Origin of the sequence: Streptomyces sp. R21 (assembly GCF_041051975.1) — a bacterium.
Lineage (GTDB): Bacteria > Actinomycetota > Actinomycetes > Streptomycetales > Streptomycetaceae > Streptomyces.
The window spans coordinates 4,029,183-4,050,415 of record NZ_CP163435.1 but is presented as its reverse complement, the minus strand read 5'-3'; the positions used below and the strand labels follow the sequence as shown (position 1 = coordinate 4,050,415).

Below are 21,233 nucleotides of genomic sequence, written 5' to 3'. Positions count from 1 at the left end.
GAGCGTCCTTTCCGTACGGAGCGTGCGAGGAGGTCGGAGGGTGTCCTTGCCGTCAGCACAGCGTCACCGCTTCTCCCGGTCCCTCCGGCCAGGCCGTCAGTGGAGTGAAGCCGCGGTGACCGCACTCGCCGAAGACCGTGACGGGCGAACCGCCGGAGAGGGAGACGAGGCGCCACAGGCCGGGACGGGTACGGGCCGACGGGGTGAGTGGCAGCGCCAAGTCACCGTCGGCGTCAGCCAGTTGCCAGGAGTCGCCGTCCGGGGTCGGGACGACCCGGTCCAGGGTCACCGGGACGGAGTCCAGCCAGGGATCGTCGCGCAGGGCGGCTCCGTAGCGGGCCGCCGCCTGTGCCGGGCCCACCCCTGGCGGCCGTATCCCCGCGGGAGAGGGAGGTGCGAAGCGCTCTCCCAGCGCAGCCCGCAACTGCCCTGCCCCCGGGTAAGCCGACAGCTCCGCCTCGACGGCCAGTCCCACCGGCAGTGCCAGCTCCGGTGCGCGCCCGGCGGCTCCGTAGGAGAGGAGCAGGGCCGTGCGGCCGGACTCTGTCCCGTACAACCAGATCCTGCGCGTCGTGAGATGGCCGTCCGAGGTGTCGTACTGGGCCAGGACCAGCCATCGGTCACGCACCGGCGGGCCGTCCGGCGAGCCGGTCAGCCCGACCCGGGAGCGGACCGTCGCGGCCAGGCCGTCCGGCAGCCGCTCGCGCCGCAGCCACCCCTGGTCCAGGAGATGGAGCAGCGCGCACTCCTCCAGCAGCCGCACCGGCCAGCCCGGACCGGACGACGGGATCGCTCCCAACTCCCTTACGCGCGCGGCCAGACCGGGGGCCTGCGCGTCGACCATCCGGGCCGCCGTCTCCTCCCACGGCGCGTAACCCGCCTGCTCGGCGGCGGCCAGACCGACCCGCAGCAGGTCCGTCAGCCGCTGCTCCAGCTCCGCCGCCCCCGCCGTGATCCGTTCGGCCCGCCGCTCCGCCCTGCGCCGCGCCGCCTCCGGATCAGCCGCGGCCGCTCCAGATGCCCCGTCCGTCGTCCGTTTCTCCTGCGCGCGCTCTCTTCTCCCCTCCATCCACTGCTCCGCCCAGTCGGGCGCCGGCCCCCGCGGCACCGTGTCGTCCGCATCCGCCCAGAGCAGCAGCAGTCCCAGCGCGTGCTTGCACGGGAACTTGCGGCTGGGGCAACTGCACTTGTAAGCGGGCCCGGTGGAGTCCGCGATGTCGATGACCGTCCGATACGGCTTGCTGCCACTGCCCTTGCACAGACCCCACACCGTCCCCTCGTCGCTGCGCCCGGCCCCGGACCACGGTCCGGCCGCGCCGAGTTCGCTTCCCGCTTTGCGTGACGCGGCGTCAGGCGCCAGTGCCAGCACCTGATCCGCTGTCCAGCGCACCCCCTGCTGTGTCATGCAATCGAAGGTAGATCCCGCCACTGACAATCGACTGCGATGAGGGTATTTCCGCAGGTCAGAGCGATTGTCAGTGCCGTGGTGCAGGGTGGAACCAGATCCGAACCGGCGAAGCTGGAGGGGGACCAAGCCATGTCTGTGTCCGTTGACCCGATGTCCGTGAATCCGCCCGCGCACGAGACGGACGAGGCGTTGCGCCCGCACGCCGAGACCGCCTTCGCGGCCGAACTCGCGGCGCTGGCGGCGCAGGACGACCGGCCCCGCCCGGCCCGCTGGCGGCTGTCGCCCTGGGCGGTGGCGACGTATCTGCTGGGCGGCACCCTGCCGGACGGCACGGTGATCACGCCCAAGTACGTGGGCCCCCGCCGCATCGTCGAGGTCGCCGTCACCACCCTCGCCACCGACCGCGCCCTTCTCCTGCTCGGTGTGCCGGGCACCGCCAAGACCTGGGTGTCCGAGCACCTGGCGGCAGCGGTCAGCGGTGACTCGACGCTGCTCGTGCAGGGCACCGCCGGGACCCCCGAGGAGGCGATCCGCTACGGCTGGAACTACGCGCAGCTGCTCGCGAACGGCCCCAGCCGCGCCGCGCTCGTGCCGAGCCCCGTCATGCGGGCCATGGCGGAGGGGATGACCGCCCGCGTCGAGGAGCTGACCCGCATCCCGGCGGACGTACAGGACTCGCTGATCACGATCCTCTCGGAAAAGACCCTGCCGATACCGGAGTTGGGGTCGGAGGTGCAGGCCGTCCGCGGCTTCAACCTCATCGCCACGGCCAACGACCGGGACCGCGGGGTCAACGAGCTGTCCAGCGCCCTGCGTCGCCGCTTCAACACGGTGGTGCTGCCACTGCCGGAGAGCGCCGAGGCCGAGGTCGACATCGTCTCGCGCCGCGTCGACCAGATCGGCCGCTCCCTCGAACTGCCGGCCGTGCCCGAGGGCATCGAGGAGATCCGCCGGGTCGTCACCGTCTTCCGCGAGCTGCGCGACGGGATCACGACCGACGGGCGCACGAAGCTCAAGTCGCCGAGTGGCACGCTCTCCACCGCGGAGGCGATCTCCGTCGTCACGGGCGGGCTCGCGCTCGCGGCCCACTTCGGGGACGGCGTCCTGCGCGCGAGCGACGTCGCGGCGGGCATCCTCGGCGCCGTCGTCCGCGACCCGGCGGCCGACCGGGTCATCTGGCAGGAGTACTTGGAAGCGGTCGTCCGCGAGCGGGACGGCTGGAAGGACTTCTACCGGGCCTGCCGGGAGGTGAGCGCATGACCGGACTCCAGGAGGAGCCGACCGCGGGGGGTGGGCTCAGGGCGGAGCAGACCGAGGCCGGCTGTGCGCCGGACACCGAAGGGACGGGGACCCGGACGGGCTCGTACGGCTATGCGTACGACGACGGACCGCTGCTGCTCGGCGTACGGCATCACGGCCCAGGTTCGGCTCGTGCCGTGCGGGCCGCGCTGGAGGCGGCCGCGCCCCGCGTCGTACTGATCGAGGGGCCACCGGAGGCGGACGCGCTGATCCCTCTTGCCGCCGACGAGGACATGCGGCCCCCCGTCGCCCTCCTCGCCCACGTGGTGGACGAGCCCGGCCGCTCGGCCTTCTGGCCGCTGGCCGAGTTCTCGCCGGAGTGGGTGGCGATCCGCTGGGCCGGGGAGCACGGGGTTCCGGCCCGGTTCATCGACCTCCCGGCGACCCACACCCTGGCGTGGGGGAAGGACGACACCGCCCCGGAACAGGCCGAAGGCGCCGAGGAAGCCGAGGAGGCCGTGCGGATCGACCCCCTGGCCGTGCTGGCCGAGACCGCCGGTTACGACGACCCCGAGCGCTGGTGGGAGGACGTGGTCGAGCACCGGAGCGGGGCGGGCACGGATCCGTTCCTGCCGTTCGCGGTGCTGGGCGAGGCGATGGGCGCGCTGCGCGAGGCCTACGGGGTCGGGGGCCGCGACCGGGACCTGGTGCGGGAGGCGCACATGCGGCTCCAGGTGCGGGCGGCGCAGCGGGAGTTCGAGGACGCCGTGGCGGTGGTGTGCGGGGCCTGGCACGTGCCCGCGCTGCGGCACAAGAGCACGGCCGCCGCCGACCGGGCGCTGCTGAAGGGGCTGCCCAAGGCGAAGGCCGACCTGACCTGGGTGCCCTGGACGCACCGCCGGCTGTCCCGCGTCAGCGGGTACGGCGCGGGCATCGACTCGCCGGGTTGGTACGGGCATCTGTTCGGCGCCCCCGATCGCCCGGTCGAGCGCTGGATGACGAAGGTGGCGAGGCTGCTGCGCGAGGAGGACAGGATCGTCTCCTCCGCCCATGTCATCGAGGCCGTACGGCTGGCCGACACACTCGCGGCGATGCGTGGCCGCCCGCTGCCGGGGCTGACCGAGACCACCGACGCCGTACGCGCGGTGATGTGCGAGGGATCGGACGTGCCGCTGGCGCTCGTGCACGACCGGCTCGTGGTCGGCGATGTGCTGGGCGAGGTGCCCGCGTCGGCGCCCGCGGTGCCGTTGCAGCGGGACCTCACGCGGCTCCAGCGGCGACTGCGGCTCAAACCGGAGGCGCTGGAGCGGGAGTTGGAGCTCGACCTGCGCAAGGAGACGGACGCCGGGCGGAGCAGACTGCTGCACCGGCTGCGCCTCCTGGGCGTCGAATGGGGCGAGCCCGCCGTGTCGCGCGGCAGCACGGGCACCTTCCGGGAGACCTGGAGGCTGCGCTGGGAGCCGGAGCTGTCCGTGCGGGTCGCCGAGGCCGGGGTCTGGGGCACGACCGTGCTGTCCGCCGCGACCGCCAAGGCCGAGACGGACGCCGTCTCCGCACGTGCCCTGGCCGATGTCACCGCACTCGCCGAGCGCTGCCTCCTTGCCGAACTCCCGGACGCGCTGCCCGTGGTGATGCGGGTCCTCGCCGACCGGGCCGCACTGGACGCGGACGTCGGCCACCTCGCCCAGGCCCTGCCCGCCCTGGTCCGCTCCCTGCGCTACGGCGACGTACGCGGCACGGACACACACGCCCTCACCGATGTGGCGGCGGGCCTCGCGGAGCGGATCTTCGTCGGCCTCCCGCCGGCCTGCGCGGCCCTCGACGCCGAAGCCGCCGAGGAGATGCGCCGCCATGTGGAGGCGGTGCACGGAGCGGTGGCCCTGCTGGGGGAGACGCTCACCGCGTCGCCCGGCGGTATACGCGGCCGCTGGCATGCGGTGCTCAAGGTGCTCGCCGGGCGCGACACCGTACCGGGAGTGATCCGCGGGCGGGCGGTGCGACTGCTCCTGGACGACGGGGAGTTGGCGCAGGACGAGGCCGCGCGGCTCATGGGGCTCGTCCTGTCACCGGGCACGGAGCCGGGGGACGCGGCGGCCTGGATCGAGGGGTTCGTCGGAGGCGGCTCCGGGGGCGGGATGCTGCTCGTGCACGACGAACGCCTGCTCGGGCTGGTGGACGCGTGGCTGACGGGGGTGCCGGCGGAGGCGTTCACCGATGTGCTGCCACTGCTGCGCCGCACGTTCTCGGCGTACGAGGCGGGCGTGCGCAGGACGCTGGGCGAGCTGGTCCGCCGCGGCCCCGGAGCGCCGGGTGGCGCGGGAACCGCCACCTCTGGCATACCCGGCTTCGCCTCCGACCTCGACCCCGAGCGCGCCGACGCCGTCCTGCCGGTGCTGCGCCTGCTGCTGGGGCTGGACGAGGACACAGCCGAAACCGACAACGACCTTGCGGGGGTGGCCCCATGACCACATCGGCGGACGCGAGCGGAGTGAGTGGCGCGAGTGACGAGCGGCTTCGGCGGTGGCGGCTGGTGCTCGGGGGTGACGCGGCGGACGGCACCGGGTGTGCGCTCGCCGGGCGGGACGCGGCGATGGACGGAGCGCTCACCGCGCTGTACGGGAAGGGGGACAAGCCGCAGGCGGGGCGGGACCGTTCGGCGGGGCTCGGGGCGTCGGCGCCGTCCATCGCGCGCTGGCTCGGGGACATCCGGACGTACTTCCCGTCGTCCGTCGTCCAGGTGATGCAGCGGGACGCCATCGACCGGCTCGGCCTCTCCGCGCTGCTGCTGGAGCCGGAGATGCTGGAGGCGGTGGAGGCCGACGTCCACCTCGTCGGCACGCTGCTCTCGCTCAACAAGGCGATGCCCGAGACGACGAAGGAGACGGCACGGGCGGTTGTGCGCAAGGTCGTCGAGGACCTGGAGAAGAGGCTCGCCACCCGCACCCGGGCCACGCTCACCGGGGCCCTCGACCGCAGCGCCCGCATCAGCAGGCCCCGCCACCACGACATCGACTGGAACCGCACGATCGCGGCGAACCTCAAGCACTACCTGCCCGAGTACCGCACGATCGTTCCGGAGCGGCTGATCGGTTACGGGCGCGCGTCGCAGTCGGTGAAGAAGGAGGTCGTCCTCTGCATCGACCAGTCGGGGTCGATGGCGGCATCCGTCGTCTACGCCTCCGTGTTCGGCGCCGTCCTCGCGTCCATGCGGTCCATCGCCACCCGCCTCGTCGTCTTCGACACCGCCGTCGTCGACCTCACCGACCAGCTCGACGATCCCGTGGACGTCCTCTTCGGCACGCAGCTCGGCGGCGGCACGGACATCAACAGGGCGCTCGCGTACTGCCAGTCGCAGATCACCCGGCCCGCCGACACGGTCGTGGTGCTCATCAGCGACCTCTACGAAGGAGGGATACGGAACGAGATGCTCAAGAGGGTGGCGGCGATGAAGGCGTCGGGGGTGCAGTTCGTGACCCTGCTGGCGCTCTCCGACGAAGGGGCGCCCGCATACGACCGCGAGCACGCGGCGGCGCTCGCCGCGCTGGACGCACCGGCGTTCGCGTGCACTCCGGATCTGTTTCCCGACGTGATGGCGGCGGCGATAGAGAAGCGGCCGCTCCCGATTCCGGACACCAGGTGAGGAGAGCTGAGAAAGAGGACATGAATACCCATCGGTAACAGGGGACTTGCGCAACCTCGGGAGTCCCGTGCAAGGATCGGCACTTCCTCAGGGCCTTCGTACGGTGCGCCATGTTCCCCCGCGTACCGCCGCGTTCCGCCTTGTTCCGTCACACCGGAGGACCCGCCCCGTCTTGACCCCGCCAGCCGCACTGCCCGGTGCCGGTGCCGCTCTGCGCATGATGCGTACGGCGGCCGGGCGGCGTGCGCTGCAAGTGGTGCTGGTGATGGGCGGATTGTTCGCGCTGGGGTTCTTCTGCGCAGGACAGGCCGAGGCGGCGGACTCGACAGGGGCGACGACGACGGTTTCGACGACGACCACGGTATCGACGACGACGGTTTCGACGACGCCGATGGTTTCGAGGGTGGCGACGGCTGCGACGCCCGCGGGGGTCGTTGAGCCGGCCCTCCCCTCCGGCCTCTCGACGCCCCGGAAGGCCTCCACGGCTCCTGCCGCCAAGTCCCCTGCAGCTCCCGTCACTTCCGTGGCCTCGAAGATCGGCAAGGGCGGCAAGGGCGGCAAGGCCCTCACGGGCACCCATGTCGCCGACACCGCCCGTGAGGTCGTACGACCGGCAGGGGATCTGGTGGAGACGGCCACCGTGGGGCTGACCGAGCCCTCGGCGGACGTACTGCCGTCAATGCCAACCCTGCCAGTGCTTCCGTCCGCACCTGAGATGCCTCGACTGCCGAGTCTCCCCGATTGGCCCGGCCTGCCCGCGCTCCCGGGTGTGGGACAGACCCTTCCGGCGCCCGCGGCCCCGCAGCAGCCGGGCGGGACGGCACAGCCGGAACGGTCGGACGAGACGGCCGTAGAAGACGGTGCCGCGCACGAGACGGCGGTCGTGGCGTCGCCGTACGGCCCCCGTGGGCGGAGTGCGGAAGCCGTCGGTGCCGTCGTGCGTGGCGAGGCCCGCGGCCCGGCAACCGCTCACGTGCCCGCGCACCCGGCGCCCGGCGGTGAGCCGACCGGCGTGCTGGACAGTCAGTCGGCGGTCGACCGCGGCGCGCCGCGGCACGGCGATCCGCATGCCGTCACCTTGAACCACCGGGCGCCGCTGCGGCTCGTGCCCGGCGCACCGGCGGTCGTCACCGCGGCCGAGATCCGGGACAGGCACCGGGACATTCCGGTTTTCCCCGGCTAGGGCAGCCCTTCCCCCGCTGATCGACCTGCCGCGCGGGGGCGGAACAGGTCTGCCCGCCGTCCGGAGACCCCTCCGATTCCCGGACGGAAGCCCCCGGAACATCCCGAATGTCTCGGTATCCCGAAGGATCTGACGCAAGCATGAACAAGAACATCCGCCGTTCCATCGTCATAGCCGCCGGTGTCACCGGCGCGTGGGCGCTCGGCTCCGCCGTCGCCAGCGCGGACGAGCTGCCCTCGTCGTCCGTCTCCGTCCCCGACGTGAGTGTCGGCACCGCGGACGCCACGAACACCCTCGGCGACACCGTGGGCGCGGTCACCGACACCGTCGACGGAGTGGTCGGGAGCGTGACGGGCGACGTCCAGGACACGGTCACCGACGTCACCGGCAGCACGGCCGCCGACACCGCCGGCACCGTCGACCAGGCCAAGAAGGCCGCCCCCGCGACGTCCCCCACCACGTCCGCAGCGACGCACACCGCCGACCACGCCCGCCGCTACATCGACGCCAAGGTCCCCGCGGTCCAGCACCTCGGGCAGGCGAAGGGCGCCGCGCAGACCACCGCGCAGACCGGCGCGCACCGTGCCGCCGGCACGGCCGCGTCCGCGGCCGCCCAGGTCAAGGGCGAGGCCGAGGCGGCCGTGGCCGACGCGAGCGCGCCCCAGGAGGAGATCGACTACCTCTTCGGCCCGCTCTCGGCCTTCGCGCCGGAGCTGGAGGAGGCCCTCGCCGCCGCGCAGACGAAGCTCGCGGCCGTGCAGCGCACCGCCACCGGGGCGCCGTCCGCCGCGCGGACCAAGGTGCAGGAGACCGTCGCCACCGCCGGGCGGACGGCCACGAGCACGGCCGGGCGGACCGTCACCGGTGCCCCCGCCCGGGTCGAGGGCACCGTCGGCACCGCCACCGGCATCGCGGTCCCGGTCGTCGACGAGACCGCGGCCGCCGTGCTGCCGCCGGTCGCCGGCACCGCCGTCGACGGTGTCACCCCGCTCGCCGCCCACGCCGTGGGCAACGCGAGCCCGCTGGCGTACGGCGCGGTGGGCGATGCGACGACCTTGGCGTACGGCGCCGCGGCCGATGCCACGACCCTGGCGTACGGCGTCACGGGAGACGCGGGCACGCTGGGCGGCGGTGTGGTGGGCGACGCGCAGTCGGTCGTCGGGGGCGTCGCCTCCGGTGTGGTCGGGGACACGGCAGGCGCCGTGCTGCCGCCGGTCGTCGCCACCGCCGTGCACGGGGTCGTCCCGGTCGCCGGGCAGGCCGTCGGGGACGCGACGACGCTGGCGTACGGCGTGACCGGCGCGGTGAGCCCGTTCGCGGGCGGAGTCGTCGGCCAGGTGGACCCCTTCGCCCAGGGTGTGGCGGGCGACGCGGCCCCGTTCGCGCGGAACGTCGTCACGCACGACGTGCAGCCGTTCGCAGGCGGTGTGGCCGACGCGGTGCAGCCGGTCGTACAGGCCGTGGTCGACGAGGTCCGGCCCGTCATGGACGGAGTGGACGGCGTCGCGGGCAGCACCACCCGTCTGGCGTACGGCGTGAGCGGCGATGTGCGGCCGTTCGCGGGCGGAGTCGTCGGCGACGCGGCCCCCTTCGCGCAGGGAGTGGCCGGACAGGTCGCCCCCTTCGCACAGGACCTGACCGCAACCGTCGGGGCGACCGGCGGACCGCTGGCCGGCCACGCCGTGACCGGCGTCCAGGGCGTCGCCCGGTCGGTCACTCCGGGCTACCTCGGCTGACCGGCCCTTCCTCTCCCTTTCTCAAGTCTCCTCATGTCTCCCCATGTCTCCGCAGGGTCAAGGGCCCCGGACGGCCGAAAGCCGTCGGTCCGTCCGACCGGAATTCCGACCGAAACCCTGCGGATGGGGCGGGTGGTCCCCATTGGGGTGGGGACCACCCGCCCTGGGCCCTTCAAAGCCATTGAGGGCCGTTCAGGGGGTCTCACCGGGCAAACCCCAGCCCGGTGAGGCCCCGCTCCCAGCGAATCTGTGACAGGTATCACCGCTCAGGTGTGATCTGCGATTTAGGGACCCACATCCAACGGCGATAACCTGCGAGACGGACATGCCGCGCGCTCGGACACCGTGTGCGCCACCCTTGTGACAGCGGACGTCACGTTGCCCTTCGCGGCACGCCCACGCATCCAACGAACCGCGAGATCACTGATAGGGACGGACGCGCGTGGACCTGTTCGAGTACCAGGCGAGGGACCTCTTCGCCAAGCACGGTGTACCGGTGCTGGCCGGTGAAGTCATTGACACGCCTGAGGCAGCCCGCGAGGCGACCGAGCGTCTTGGCGGCAAGTCCGTCGTCAAGGCCCAGGTGAAGGTCGGTGGCCGCGGCAAGGCCGGCGGCGTCAAGCTCGCCGCCACCCCGGACGAGGCCGTCGCCCGCGCGACGGACATCCTCGGCATGGACATCAAGGGCCACACGGTCCACAAGGTGATGATCGCCGAGACCGCGCCCGAGATCGTCGAGGAGTACTACGTCTCCTACCTCCTCGACCGCACCAACCGCACGTTCCTCGCCATGGCGTCCGTTCAGGGCGGCGTGGAGATCGAGGTCGTCGCGGAGGAGAACCCCGAGGCCCTTGCGAAGGTCCCGGTCGACGCCAATGAGGGCGTCTCGATCGAGAAGGCCCGCGAGATCGTCGCCCAGGCGAAGTTCCCGGCCGAGGTCGCGGAGCAGGTCGCCGAGATCCTGGTGACGCTGTGGGACACCTTCATCAAGGAGGACGCCCTCCTCGTCGAGGTGAACCCGCTCGCCAAGGTCGCCTCCGGCAAGGTCATCGCCCTTGACGGCAAGGTGTCGCTGGACGAGAACGCCGAGTTCCGCCAGCCGGACCACGCGGCTCTCGAGGACAAGGAGTCGGCCAACCCGCTCGAGGCCGCCGCCAAGGCCAAGAACCTCAACTACGTCAAGCTCGACGGCGAGGTCGGCATCATCGGCAACGGCGCGGGGCTCGTCATGAGCACCCTGGACGTCGTCGCGTACGCCGGTGAGAACCACGGTGGCGTGAAGCCGGCCAACTTCCTCGACATCGGCGGCGGCGCCTCCGCCGCGGTCATGGCGAACGGCCTGGAGATCATCCTCGGCGACCCGGACGTCAAGTCCGTCTTCGTCAACGTCTTCGGTGGCATCACCGCCTGTGACGAGGTCGCCAACGGCATCGTCCAGGCGCTGCAGCTGCTCAAGGACAAGGGCGAGGAAGTCACCAAGCCCCTGGTCGTGCGCCTCGACGGCAACAACGCCGAGCTGGGTCGCAAGATCCTGTCGGACGCCAACCACCCGCTGGTCCAGCGTGTGGACACCATGGACGGCGCGGCCGACAAGGCCGCCGAGCTCGCGGCTGCGAAGTAAGGGACGAGGGAAACAACCGCCATGGCTATCTTCCTCAACAAGGACAGCAAGGTCATCGTCCAGGGCATGACCGGTGCCACGGGCATGAAGCACACCAAGCTCATGCTGGCCGACGGCACGAACATCGTCGGCGGCGTCAACCCGCGCAAGGCGGGCACGTCGGTCGACTTCGACGGCACCGAGATCCCCGTCTTCGGCACGGTCGCCGAGGCCATGGAGAAGACCGGCGCCAACGTGTCCGTCCTCTTCGTGCCGCCGGCCTTCGCCAAGGCCGCCGTCGTCGAGGCGATCGACGCGGAGATCCCCCTCGCGGTCGTCATCACCGAGGGCATCGCCGTCCACGACTCCGCCGCCTTCTGGGCGTACGCGGGCTCGAAGGGCAACAAGACCCGCATCATCGGCCCGAACTGCCCCGGTCTCATCACCCCGGGCCAGTCGAACGCCGGCATCATCCCGGGCGACATCACGAAGCCGGGCCGTATCGGCCTGGTCTCGAAGTCCGGCACGCTGACGTACCAGATGATGTACGAGCTCCGTGACATCGGCTTCTCCTCCGCCGTCGGCATCGGTGGCGACCCGGTCATCGGTACGACGCACATCGACGCGCTCGCCGCGTTCGAGGCCGACCCCGACACCGACCTGATCGTCATGATCGGCGAGATCGGCGGCGACGCCGAGGAGCGTGCGGCGGACTTCATCGCGAAGAACGTGACGAAGCCGGTCGTCGGTTACGTCGCGGGCTTCACCGCGCCCGAGGGCAAGACCATGGGCCACGCCGGCGCCATCGTCTCCGGCTCCTCCGGCACGGCTGCCGCGAAGAAGGAGGCCCTTGAGGCCGCCGGCGTCAAGGTCGGCAAGACGCCGACCGAGACGGCCAAGCTTGCGCGTGAGCTTCTCGCGGGCTGAGCTTCTCCGTAGCTGAACGTCTTGTGGGCCCGTACCCCTTGCCGGGGCGGGCCCACTGGCGTTTCCCGGCGCGGACGAGCCGCCTAACGCGTTTGAGGCACCAGCTTCTCCGGCCCATGAGCCGTCTCCGACCTGAGCTTGGTTCGCAGGTCCAGCTCCTCCTGCGAGAGCGGGCCCTGGGCCGCCCGCGGGGGGACGCCGTGGACCCGGGCGCCCGGGGCGACCGGGGGCTCGTAGTGGTCCGGGGCGTCGCGGAGGGTCACGGCGGTGGTGGCGATGAGGAGGACCGTGCAGGCGATGGCCGCGCGGGTCCACTGGCGGGCGCGGCGTTCGCTGCCCGTGCGGACGGTCCGGGGTTTCGCGGCGCGGAGCCGTTCCGTGGCCGCGAGTTCGGCGAGGCGGTGGTGGAGTTCCTCGGGGACCGCCAGCTCCGGCAGACGCGCGGCGACGGCCTGGCGCGCGTACAGCAGCCGGTTCGCCGCCGCGGGCGTGCTCGCCTCCGTCTCGGCCGCGGTCTCGGGCAGGTCGAGCCCCACGCCGTCGTAGAGGAGCAGAGTGCGCCGGTACGGCGGCGGCAGTTTGAGGAGCGTGTCGAGCAGGGCACGCCCGGAGGCGTCGGCGGGCGGTGCCTCCGGGTGCCGGTGGCGCGGGCGCAGCCGGTGCCAGGGGGAGAGCGCGTACTCGTGCGCCGTCGCCCGCACCCACCCCGCCGGGTCCCGGTCGACGGCCACCTCGGGCCAGCGGTGCCAGGCCAGCTGGAAGGCCCGCTCCACGGACTCGCGCGCCAACTCCCGCCGCCCGGTGAGCAGATAGGTCTGCCGTACGAGGGCCGGGGCGCAGAACGCGTAGAGGGCGTCGAAGGCCTGAGCGGGCGTCAACGGTTCGAGGACGTCGTCCGGGACCGGAGCCGGGGCCGGTGCCTCCTCCGGCAGGGCGGACGAGGGCCCCCCGCCGACGCCCACCAGAGCGAGGACGGGGTCCTCGTGACGGACACTCACCTCGGCTGCGACAGCCGCGACTTCACTCACCGACGCCTCGGCGGGCAGAGCCTCATCGAGCTCGGGCCCGCTCAGCAGCGTTGCGTACGCTTCCAACTTCCGGCCGCGCGGTGTCGTACGGCCCGTCTCCCAGGAGCGCACCGTCTCGCGGGTGACGCCCACTTTGGCGGCGACGTCGGCCTGGGTCAGGGACTTGGCCTCGCGCAGGCGGCGCCGTTCCTTGGGGGAGGGCAGCGGGGTCGCAGAGCTGTCCGTCACAGCGCGTCGCCCTCTCGTACGAAAAAGTACATAGCTGCATATTGAGCGACACATCGGAGCTTCGCCTGTTACGACGGGAAAGCGCGTGTCGTTGGGAGCATGGCGGACGTGACCCACCTCACCGACCGCGGCACGTCCCGCGGTACGTCGTTGTCGTCCCTGCTCACCCGGATGCGCGACCGCTCGCCCGGGCTGGCCGCCGGCGTGCTGGGCGGCGCGCTCGCGGCGGGGCTCGGGCTCGGCTCGTTCGCCGTCCTCGTCATGGTGCTGTGGATCAGTTCGCCGTACCCGGACAGCGGGCCCGGTGGCGCGCTGCACGTCGCCGCCGCGCTGTGGCTGCTCGCGCACGGGGCCGAACTGGTGCGCACCGAGACCCTGTCCGGGGTGCCCGCGCCCGTCGGCATCACCCCGCTGCTGCTGCTCGTGCTGCCGGCGTGGCTTCTGCACCGGGCGGCGCGCGACGCGGCGAACGACGACGCGGACCACGAGTCCGAGGCGGCGCCGCGCGCGGTGTGGGCCGGGGTCGTGGCCGGCTATCTGTCCGTCGGCGGAGCCGCCGCGCTGTACGCCTCGGGCGGCGAGTTGCGGCCGTCCTGGGTGTGGACCGCCGTATGCCTGCCGGTGGTTGCGGCCACGGCGGCGGGGGCGGGGGTGTGGACGGCGTGCGGCCGCCCGCACGAGCCGCTGCCGCCGCGGTGGCGCCGGAGGCTGATGGCCGCCCTTCCCCAAGCCCTACGGCGGTTCGTCACCGACGAGGGTCTGACGCCGGACGCCCGTCGGGCGCTCGCGACCGCGATGCGGGCTTCGGGGGCCGGGGTCGCCGCGCTGGTCGGGGGCGGGGCGCTGCTCGTCGCCGCGTCGTCGGTGTGGCACGGCGGGCTGGCGCGGGACTCGTTCCTCCAGCTCACCGAGGTGTGGTCGGGCCGTTTCGCCGTACTGCTGCTGTGTCTGGCGCTGGTGCCGAACGCGGCGGTGTGGGGGGCGGCGTACGGGCTCGGGCCGGGGGTCGTCCTGGGGGCAGGACATGTGGCGGGGCCGTTGTCCTCGGCCGGGGCGGGGTCGCTGCTGCCGCCGTTTCCGCTGCTGGCCGCCGTGCCGGGGGCGGCCACGCCGTGGGGCTGGGGGGCCGCGGCGGTGCCGGTGGCGGCGGGGGTGACGGTCGCGTGGTTCGTCGTGGCATCGGCGGCGCCGGGGGGCGGGGCGCGGGACGAGGCCTGGTCGCGGGGGCGGACGGTCGCTGTCGTGGGGGTCGCGGCGGGGCTGTGCGGGGTGGCGCTCGCGGTGCTCGCGGGGCTGGCCGGGGGGCCGCTCGGGGTCGCTGCGCTGGCCCATCTCGGGCCGGTGTGGTGGCAGGTGGGGCCGGCGGCGGGCGGCTGGGTGGGGGCGGTGGGGGTGCCGGTGGCTCTGGGGGTGCGGGGGTGGCGTGTGCGGGAGCCTCGGGGGCGGCGGGACTCCGGCCGGCGCCTGCTGCGGTTGCCTTCCGTGAGGCGCTGGTTCTCCTTGCCCTGGGCCCGGCCCAAGTCCTCCCGCGGTGACGGTACGGCGGTGTCGGCCACGCCCGCACCGGAGGCACCGGACCCGACGTTCGAGCCGTACGACTTCCTCCCCGCCGACGGCCCGGCCGCTTCCCCGTGGCACGAGGAAGCCAGCCGGGAGTCCCGCTGGGCGGCCCTGAAGGAGGCGTCCGCTCCTGCGGACCCGGGCGAGCCCGGCTGACCCTTGGCTCTGCACGGTCACCCGGCGGTGGTGCTGGGCGGGGGTGGGTCACGCAGCCCGGCGCTCACGGGGCGCCGCCTGCGCCCACCCGTGCCGCCCCAGCGGCACGATTGCCCGCAGCTAAGCGAGTACGCGCCCGCAGTCGCCCACCGGCACGGCCCCGACCCACCCACCGCACCCCCTGCGATGGGCGCCCCCGCCAGCAACCGCCGGCGATCGTCAGCGCGTCCCCAGCAGCCCCCGGAGTTCCTTCGGGAGGAGGTCGTTGCAGGACTGCTTGGCGGTGTTGGTGAGGGCGTCGTTCGTGCAGGAGTAGTAGTCGCTGTAGACGAACTGGGCGGTGAAGGTCGCGGCGACCATGGCGAGGGCCAGGGAGGCGGTGACCAGGCCGCTCACTGCGGCCGTGGTCTGGGGGCGGGCGTTCGCGTTCGGGTCGGGCGCCGGGGCGTCCGGATCCGGGGTGCGCGGCTTGGCACGAAGCGCACTGCCGCCCCAGTACAGGCCGAGCGCGCCGAGCAGCAGTGCCACGTACGGCCAGCTGAAGAGGGCGAAGAAGAACGCCCACATGCCGGAGAGCAGCGCGAACCGCGCGCGCCGCTGGGAGGGGTCCGTCGGATCCCAGCGCATCCCGGCACCCGGACCACCGGTCGGCCCCTCCGGACCGTTCTGCCCCTGAGGCGCCCCGGGCCGGTCACCGAAACCGCCACCGCTCGAACGCCCCGGCTGCCGGTCGCTCCACTGGTTGCCCCACGGCGACTGCCCCGGCTGTCCGGACTGCCCGGGCCGGTTGTCCTCCTCCGAGCCGCCCTGTCCGTTCACGGGCCGCCGCGGCTGCCACGGCCGGTCGGGAGTCCCCTCCGGCGGCGGCGCGAAGGGGTTGTCCTCCGAGGGCCGGTCCGACGGGCCGGACGGGTCCGACGGGGTCGACGGGTCCGACGAGGGGGCCTCCTGGCCCCGCCCGTCCGCAGCGTCGCGTCCGCTCTCCTGCGGCGGCGTGGGCGAAGGGCGCCGCTCGCGCAGCAGGAGCGGAGGGAGTCGGAGACTGCGATCCGGCATCAGGTGTGCGTCTTCCCCTTGATGAACTGGCTGGTGAACTGGCTGGTGAACTGGCTGGTGAACTCGCGGACGAAGCGGGATGGCGAACCGGCTGGCGAGCCGACCGGCTGGTGAATCGACCGGTCGGCCGACGAACCGGACCGACCCGCTGACAGATCAACGTCCCACGCAGGCAGGGCGTTCCCCGTGCTGAACCGTCTTCCCGACCGTCTTCCCGGGTGGATCCTCCCCAGACGCTACCTTCCGGCCACGCCCCCGTCCCGTGGGGGCCGCCCGGAGTGCCGGTATCGTTGCTGCCGGTCGGCCGCTTCGTAGACTTCCCCGTATCCCGGGGCGCGAAGCATTTGTACGACCGTACAAACGCACCCCCGAGAAAGGGCCCCGTCGTGGCCGAGCCCGTGGTCAAGTCTGCGGCCAGGCGCCTTGTCGTGCTGGTCTCCGGATCCGGCACGAACCTGCAGGCACTGCTGGACGCCATCGCGGAGCAGGGCGTCGCGGCCTACGGAGCCGAGATCGTCGCCGTAGGAGCGGACCGCGACGGCATCGAGGGGCTGGCCCGCGCCGAGCGCGCCGCCCTGCCGACCTTCGTGTGCCGGGTGAAGGACTACGACAGCCGCGAGGAGTGGGACAAGGCCCTCGCCGGGGCCGTCGCCGCGTACGAGCCCGACCTGGTCGTCTCCGCGGGGTTCATGAAGATCGTGGGGAAGGAATTCCTCGCACGGTTCGGCGGGCGGTTCGTCAACACGCACCCCGCCCTGCTGCCCAGTTTCCCGGGAGCCCACGGTGTGCGCGACGCCCTCGCGTACGGCGCGCGGGTCACCGGCTGCACCGTCCACTTCGTCGACGACGGCGTCGACACCGGGCCGATCATCGCTCAGGGCGTGGTCGAGGTCCGGGACGAGGACGACGAGAGTGCGCTGCACGAGCGCATCAAGGAAGTCGAGCGAAGGCTGCTCGTCGATGTCGTGGGGCGGCTCGCCCGCAACGGCTATCGCATTGAGGGACGAAAGGTAGTTATCCAGTGACCGCCGAGAGCACAGTCACGGCCGAGAGCAACAAGCGGGCCATCCGCCGGGCGCTCGTCAGCGTCTATGACAAGACCGGTCTTGAGGAGCTCGCGCGCGGGCTGCACGAGGCCGGTGTCGAGCTCGTCTCCACCGGCTCCACGGCCGGCCGCATCGCCGCCGCCGGTGTCCCCGTCACCAAGGTCGAGGAGCTCACCGGCTTCCCCGAGTGCCTGGACGGCCGCGTCAAGACGCTGCACCCGAAGGTCCACGCCGGCATCCTCGCCGACCTCCGCCTGGAGGACCACCGCCGGCAGCTCGCCGACCTGGGCGTGCAGCCGTTCGACCTCGTCGTCGTGAACCTCTACCCGTTCCGCGAGACGGTCGCCTCGGGCGCTTCGCCCGACGAGTGCGTCGAGCAGATCGACATCGGCGGTCCCTCGATGGTCCGCGCCGCCGCCAAGAATCACCCGTCGGTGGCCGTGGTCACCAGCCCGAAGCGGTACGCCGACGTCCTCGCGGCCGCCCAGGACGGCGGGTTCGACCTCACCACCCGCAAGCGGCTCGCCGCCGAGGCGTTCCAGCACACGGCCGCGTACGACGTCGCCGTCGCCTCCTGGTTCGCGGACGAGTACGCCGCCGCCGACGAGAGCGGCTTCCCCGACTTCCTCGGCCACACCTACGCGCGCAAGAACACCCTGCGCTACGGCGAGAACCCGCACCAGGGTGCGGCCCTCTACGTCGACGGCACGCGCGGCCTCGCCGAGGCCGAGCAGCTGCACGGCAAGGAGATGTCGTACAACAACTTCACGGACACGGATGCCGCGCGCCGTGCCGCGTACGACCACGAGGACCCCTGCGTCGCGATCATCAAGCACGCCAACCCGTGCGGGATCGCGGTCGCCTCCAACGTCGCCGAGGCGCACCGCAAGGCGCACGCCTGCGACCCGCTGTCCGCGTTCGGTGGCGTCATCGCCGTCAACCGGCCGGTGACGAAGGAGATGGCGGAGCAGGTCGCCGAGATCTTCACCGAGGTGATCGTGGCGCCCGAGTACGAGGACGGCGCCCTCGAAGCCCTCACCAAGAAGAAGAACATCCGGGTGCTCAGGGCCCACCACGGTCCGGCCAACCCCGTCGAGGTCAAGCAGATCGACGGCGGCGCGCTGCTCCAGGTCACCGACCGTCTCCAGGCGGACGGCGACAACCCGGCGTCCTGGACCCTCGCGACCGGCGACGCCCTCAGCCCCGGTGAGCTCGACGAGCTGGCATTCGCCTGGAAGGCCTGCCGGGCCGTCAAGTCCAACGCGATCCTGCTCGCCAAGGACGGCGCCTCGGTCGGCGTGGGCATGGGCCAGGTCAACCGTGTCGACTCCGCGAAGCTCGCCGTGGAGCGGGCGGGCGCCGAGCGCGCTCGCGGCTCCTACGCCGCCTCCGACGCGTTCTTCCCCTTCCCCGACGGCTTCGAGATCCTCGCCGAGGCGGGCGTCAAGGCCGTGGTCCAGCCCGGCGGTTCGGTCCGCGACGAGCTGGTGGTCGAGGCCGCGAAGAAGGCGGGCGTGACGATGTACTTCACGGGGACGCGGCACTTCTTCCACTGATCCGCACCCATGTGCAATGCACCAGGGCCGTGTCCCCCTGTATGAGGGGGACACGGCCCTTGGTGTGAACGAAGCGGCCTGCGCGGGGAGTTCAGTAGCGCGGGCGTGCGAACCAGGCGGTGCCGCTGGCGACGACCGGCGCCGCCGTGATGACGGTGGCGAAGACGACCCAGATCAGCGGCAGGATGACCGCGGACGCGAGTCCGGAGTCCAGGCCGACGAAGAGCGCGATCAGGCCGACGATGCCGCCGAGCGCACCGTAGACGACGGTGGTGATGCGGACGCCCTGGCCGCCCCTGCTGAACTTCACGCCGAGCGTGATGGAGAGGGTCGCGAGGGCCGCGGCGAGCAGAGCGATCAAGACGAAGACCCCGGCGGCCATGTGCCCGCCGTTGCCCACGTTGGTGAACCCGTAGTCGTCCGCACTGTCCGACACGTCGTTCGCGAACGCGGCGAGGTAGAACCAGAACAGCGCCGCGATGGTCTGCGGCACCGCGATGATGAAGAGGAAGACGCGGGCCGTCATCAAAAGCCCCGGCATCGACTGCGGAAGCATCTGGTTGCCGCCCGGGTAGCCGGGGTACGCCGGCTGCTGCGGGTAGCCGTAGCCCTGCGGCGGTACGCCGGGCGGGGCCTGCGGGTAGCCGTATCCGGGCGGGCCCGGGGGCTGCTGGGGAGGCTGCCCATAAGGGTTGTTCGGGTCGCCGAAACTCATGGCGGGTTTTCCTCCGTTTTGCGCGGGGACGAAGCGCGGAACGGTCGGAGGAATTTCTACAGAGCGGTCCGTCCCCCCGGTACTGCCCGCGGCACTGTGCTGCTCATCGTTCTTTAGGCGCCTCTTACTTGTCCAGCCGGATGCCATATGTGTTGTGCAAGTGCAACATCGATGATCATGGCCGGATGCGGGGGACGGGCCCGGGAATCGGCGTCGCAAGGCCCATATGGTGGCCGGATTGGAACCGGGGCCGGGTCATCCGGGAGGATGGGGCCATGACCGCCCAGATTCTCGATGGCAAGGCCACCGCAGCCGCGATCAAGTCCGATCTGACCGTCCGCGTGGCGGCCCTGAAGGAGAAGGGCGTCACGCCCGGCCTGGGGACCGTCCTCGTCGGTGACGACCCCGGCAGCCAGAAGTACGTCGCGGGCAAGCACCGCGACTGTGCCCAGGTGGGCATCGCCTCCATTCAGCGCGAACTGCCCGCGACCGCCACGCAGGAGGAGATCGAGGCCGTCGTCCGCGAGCTCAACGAGGACCCGGCCTGCACCGGTTACATCGTCCAGCTGCCGCTTCCCAAGGGCATCGACGAGAACCGCATCCTCGAACTGATGGACCCGGACAAGGACGCCGACGGTCTGCACCCGATGAACCTCGGGCGTCTCGTCCTCAACGAGCCCGCCCCGCTGCCCTGCACCCCGAACGGTGTCCTCACCCTGCTCCGGCAGTACGGCGTGGAGATCAAGGGCGCCGAGGTCGTGGTCGTCGGCCGCGGTGTGACCATCGGGCGCCCGATGCCGCTGCTGCTGACGCGGCGCAGCGAGAACGCGACGGTGACGCAGTGCCACACCGGCACGCGCGACCTCTCCTCGCACCTCAAGCGCGCCGACATCATCGTCGCCGCGGCCGGCTCGGCGCACCTGATCCGCCCCGAGGACGTGAAGCCCGGCGCGGCCGTGCTCGACGTCGGTGTCTCGCGCAGCGCCGAGGGCAAGATCGTCGGCGATGTCCACCCGGGCGTCGCCGAGGTCGCCGCGTGGATCTCGCCGAACCCGGGCGGCGTCGGCCCGATGACCCGGGCCCAGCTGCTCGTCAACGTGGTGGAGGCGGCGGAGCGCAGTGTCGGCCGAGTCTGAGGGCAACGGGGATCACGTGGACGTCGAGGCTCCCGCCGTTGACGACGCCGCCGACGACATCGAGGTGCGGGACGCCGTCAGCGCGCCCGACGCCGAAGGGCACCCGCGCCGCACCACGCGCCGCTTCCCGCTGTTCACCCGTGACACCGCCCGGCCCGAGGGCGGCGGTCGCGCGGCGCCCCGCGGTGCCCCGGCACCGGCGCGCCAGTGGCCGATCCTCGCGGTCCTGTCGACCGTCGGGCTCGGCCTGCTGCTGACCGCGCTGGACGTGTTCCGCGTCGGCACGATCCTGATCGGCGTCGCGCTGCTCGGCGGCGGCGTGCTGCGCTGGATGCTGCCCGACGTGGGCATGCTCGCGGTCCGCTCCCGCTTCACGGACCTGGTGACGTACGGCGTCCTCGGCGTCGCGATCGTGCTGCTCGCGATGATGGCGCAGCCCGACCCGTTGCTGGAGATCCCGTTCCTGGACGACACGCTGCACTTCACGATCCGCTGAGCCGGTACCGATCGAGCCGGTACCGCTCGAGCCGATGACGGTGGCCCGCACCTCCCCCGGAGAGTGCGGGCCACCGTGTTTCACCCCCTGCGGTGGGCGTTGCCTACCACCAGACGCCCGAGCGCAGCTTCGCCCAGGTCTTGGGGCCGACCTGGTGGTCCCACTGGCTGGAGTCGTTGGGGAAGGCGTGCTTCTGCACGGTGTACACCGCGTTGTAGGTGTTGTTGCCGAACGAGCCGTCCTCATCGAGGAGCGGCAGGTACGACGTGTTGATGTTGATCAGGCACTGGACTTCCTTGATCCGGGCCTTCGCCGCGGAGCCGGTCTGACCCGTCTTCGTCACAGCCGTCCCGCTGTAGTAGCCGCACGAGGCGCTCGCCCGGGCGGTCTGCGCGGAGTGTGCCGGTGCGGCGCTCGCCGCGGGAGCGAGGGACAGCCCCGCGCCGAGCGCCACCGTGGTGACGGCGAGTGCGATGCGCTTGCGTGTGTTCATGGGTTCCGATTCCCCTTCTCGGACGTTCTC

The 21,233-nt window shown here is 72.4% G+C and carries 17 protein-coding genes; 12 read left to right on the top strand and 5 right to left on the bottom strand.

From position 1 onward, the window contains the following. Positions 1-52: 52 nt before the first annotated feature. A complete protein-coding gene (locus tag AB5J56_RS18060) occupies positions 53-1,405 on the bottom strand; it encodes an SWIM zinc finger domain-containing protein (protein WP_369233774.1) in 1,353 nt (450 codons plus the stop codon). 132 nt (positions 1,406-1,537) lie between these two features. On the opposite strand from AB5J56_RS18060, the gene AB5J56_RS18055 reads away from it, so the two are divergent. The 7 genes from AB5J56_RS18055 to sucD all read left to right on the top strand — a co-directional run bounded on the left by AB5J56_RS18055 (position 1,538) and on the right by sucD (position 11,733). Continuing rightward, complete coding sequence (locus tag AB5J56_RS18055) at positions 1,538-2,668, top strand: AAA family ATPase (RefSeq protein WP_369233773.1); 1,131 nt, start codon at positions 1,538-1,540, stop codon at positions 2,666-2,668. After that, positions 2,665-5,112: a DUF5682 family protein gene (locus AB5J56_RS18050; protein ID WP_369233772.1), complete on the top strand. Its 2,448-nt coding sequence runs from the start codon at positions 2,665-2,667 to the stop codon at positions 5,110-5,112. The genes AB5J56_RS18055 and AB5J56_RS18050 overlap by 4 nt, the downstream gene beginning before the upstream one ends. Further along, positions 5,109-6,287: a VWA domain-containing protein gene (locus AB5J56_RS18045; protein WP_369233771.1), complete on the top strand. Its 1,179-nt coding sequence runs from the start codon at positions 5,109-5,111 to the stop codon at positions 6,285-6,287. The genes AB5J56_RS18050 and AB5J56_RS18045 overlap by 4 nt, the downstream gene beginning before the upstream one ends. 172 nt (positions 6,288-6,459) lie before the next feature. Next, positions 6,460-7,470: a hypothetical protein gene (locus tag AB5J56_RS18040; RefSeq protein ID WP_369233770.1), complete on the top strand. Its 1,011-nt coding sequence runs from the start codon at positions 6,460-6,462 to the stop codon at positions 7,468-7,470. Between the two features lie 140 nt (positions 7,471-7,610). Then, entirely contained in the window at positions 7,611-9,206 is a 1,596-nt protein-coding gene (locus AB5J56_RS18035; RefSeq protein WP_369233769.1) for a hypothetical protein, read from the top strand. 442 nt (positions 9,207-9,648) lie between these two features. Continuing rightward, positions 9,649-10,827 carry an ADP-forming succinate--CoA ligase subunit beta gene (gene sucC, locus AB5J56_RS18030; protein ID WP_356131674.1) on the top strand — a complete coding sequence of 393 codons (1,179 nt, stop codon included), beginning with the start codon at positions 9,649-9,651 and terminating at the stop codon, positions 10,825-10,827. Between the two features lie 21 nt (positions 10,828-10,848). Next, on the top strand, positions 10,849-11,733 hold the full coding sequence (gene sucD / locus AB5J56_RS18025; RefSeq protein WP_369233768.1) for a succinate--CoA ligase subunit alpha: 885 nt from the start codon (positions 10,849-10,851) through the stop codon (positions 11,731-11,733). A gap of 83 nt (positions 11,734-11,816) precedes the next feature. Here sucD and AB5J56_RS18020 read toward each other — a convergent pair whose 3' ends face one another. Next, a complete protein-coding gene (locus AB5J56_RS18020) occupies positions 11,817-12,989 on the bottom strand; it encodes a helix-turn-helix domain-containing protein (protein WP_369233767.1) in 1,173 nt (390 codons plus the stop codon). A gap of 99 nt (positions 12,990-13,088) precedes the next feature. Here AB5J56_RS18020 and AB5J56_RS18015 point away from each other — a divergent pair, with 99 nt between their 5' ends. Beyond that, positions 13,089-14,705, top strand: coding sequence for a DUF6350 family protein (locus AB5J56_RS18015; RefSeq protein ID WP_369233766.1), 1,617 nt, complete (start codon positions 13,089-13,091; stop codon positions 14,703-14,705). 219 nt (positions 14,706-14,924) lie between these two features. On the opposite strand, the gene AB5J56_RS18010 is transcribed toward AB5J56_RS18015, so the two are convergent. Further along, complete coding sequence (locus AB5J56_RS18010) at positions 14,925-15,761, bottom strand: hypothetical protein (protein ID WP_369233765.1); 837 nt, start codon at positions 15,759-15,761, stop codon at positions 14,925-14,927. Positions 15,762-16,147: 386 nt separating this feature from the next. Between AB5J56_RS18010 and purN the strand changes: the two genes are divergently transcribed. Beyond that, positions 16,148-16,786 carry a phosphoribosylglycinamide formyltransferase gene (purN, locus tag AB5J56_RS18005; RefSeq protein ID WP_369233764.1) on the top strand — a complete coding sequence of 213 codons (639 nt, stop codon included), beginning with the start codon at positions 16,148-16,150 and terminating at the stop codon, positions 16,784-16,786. Further along, positions 16,783-18,363 (top strand): bifunctional phosphoribosylaminoimidazolecarboxamide formyltransferase/IMP cyclohydrolase, encoded by a 1,581-nt coding sequence (purH, locus tag AB5J56_RS18000; protein ID WP_369233763.1) that lies wholly within the window; start codon positions 16,783-16,785, stop codon positions 18,361-18,363. Before purN ends, purH begins: the two co-directional genes overlap by 4 nt. A 91-nt stretch (positions 18,364-18,454) precedes the next feature. Here the strand turns inward: purH and AB5J56_RS17995 are convergent, their stop codons facing one another. After that, positions 18,455-19,078, bottom strand: a complete 624-nt coding sequence (locus tag AB5J56_RS17995) for a hypothetical protein (protein ID WP_369233762.1) — start codon at positions 19,076-19,078, stop codon at positions 18,455-18,457. 275 nt (positions 19,079-19,353) lie between these two features. Between AB5J56_RS17995 and AB5J56_RS17990 the strand changes: the two genes are divergently transcribed. Together AB5J56_RS17990 and AB5J56_RS17985 are read left to right on the top strand one after the other, a co-directional pair. Then, positions 19,354-20,214, top strand: coding sequence for a bifunctional methylenetetrahydrofolate dehydrogenase/methenyltetrahydrofolate cyclohydrolase (locus tag AB5J56_RS17990; RefSeq protein WP_369233761.1), 861 nt, complete (start codon positions 19,354-19,356; stop codon positions 20,212-20,214). Positions 20,215-20,230: 16 nt separating this feature from the next. Continuing rightward, positions 20,231-20,710: a DUF3017 domain-containing protein gene (locus tag AB5J56_RS17985; RefSeq protein ID WP_369242625.1), complete on the top strand. Its 480-nt coding sequence runs from the start codon at positions 20,231-20,233 to the stop codon at positions 20,708-20,710. A gap of 103 nt (positions 20,711-20,813) precedes the next feature. Here AB5J56_RS17985 and AB5J56_RS17980 read toward each other — a convergent pair whose 3' ends face one another. Continuing rightward, positions 20,814-21,203 (bottom strand): peptidoglycan-binding protein, encoded by a 390-nt coding sequence (locus AB5J56_RS17980; protein ID WP_369233760.1) that lies wholly within the window; start codon positions 21,201-21,203, stop codon positions 20,814-20,816. Positions 21,204-21,233: the final 30 nt, after the last annotated feature.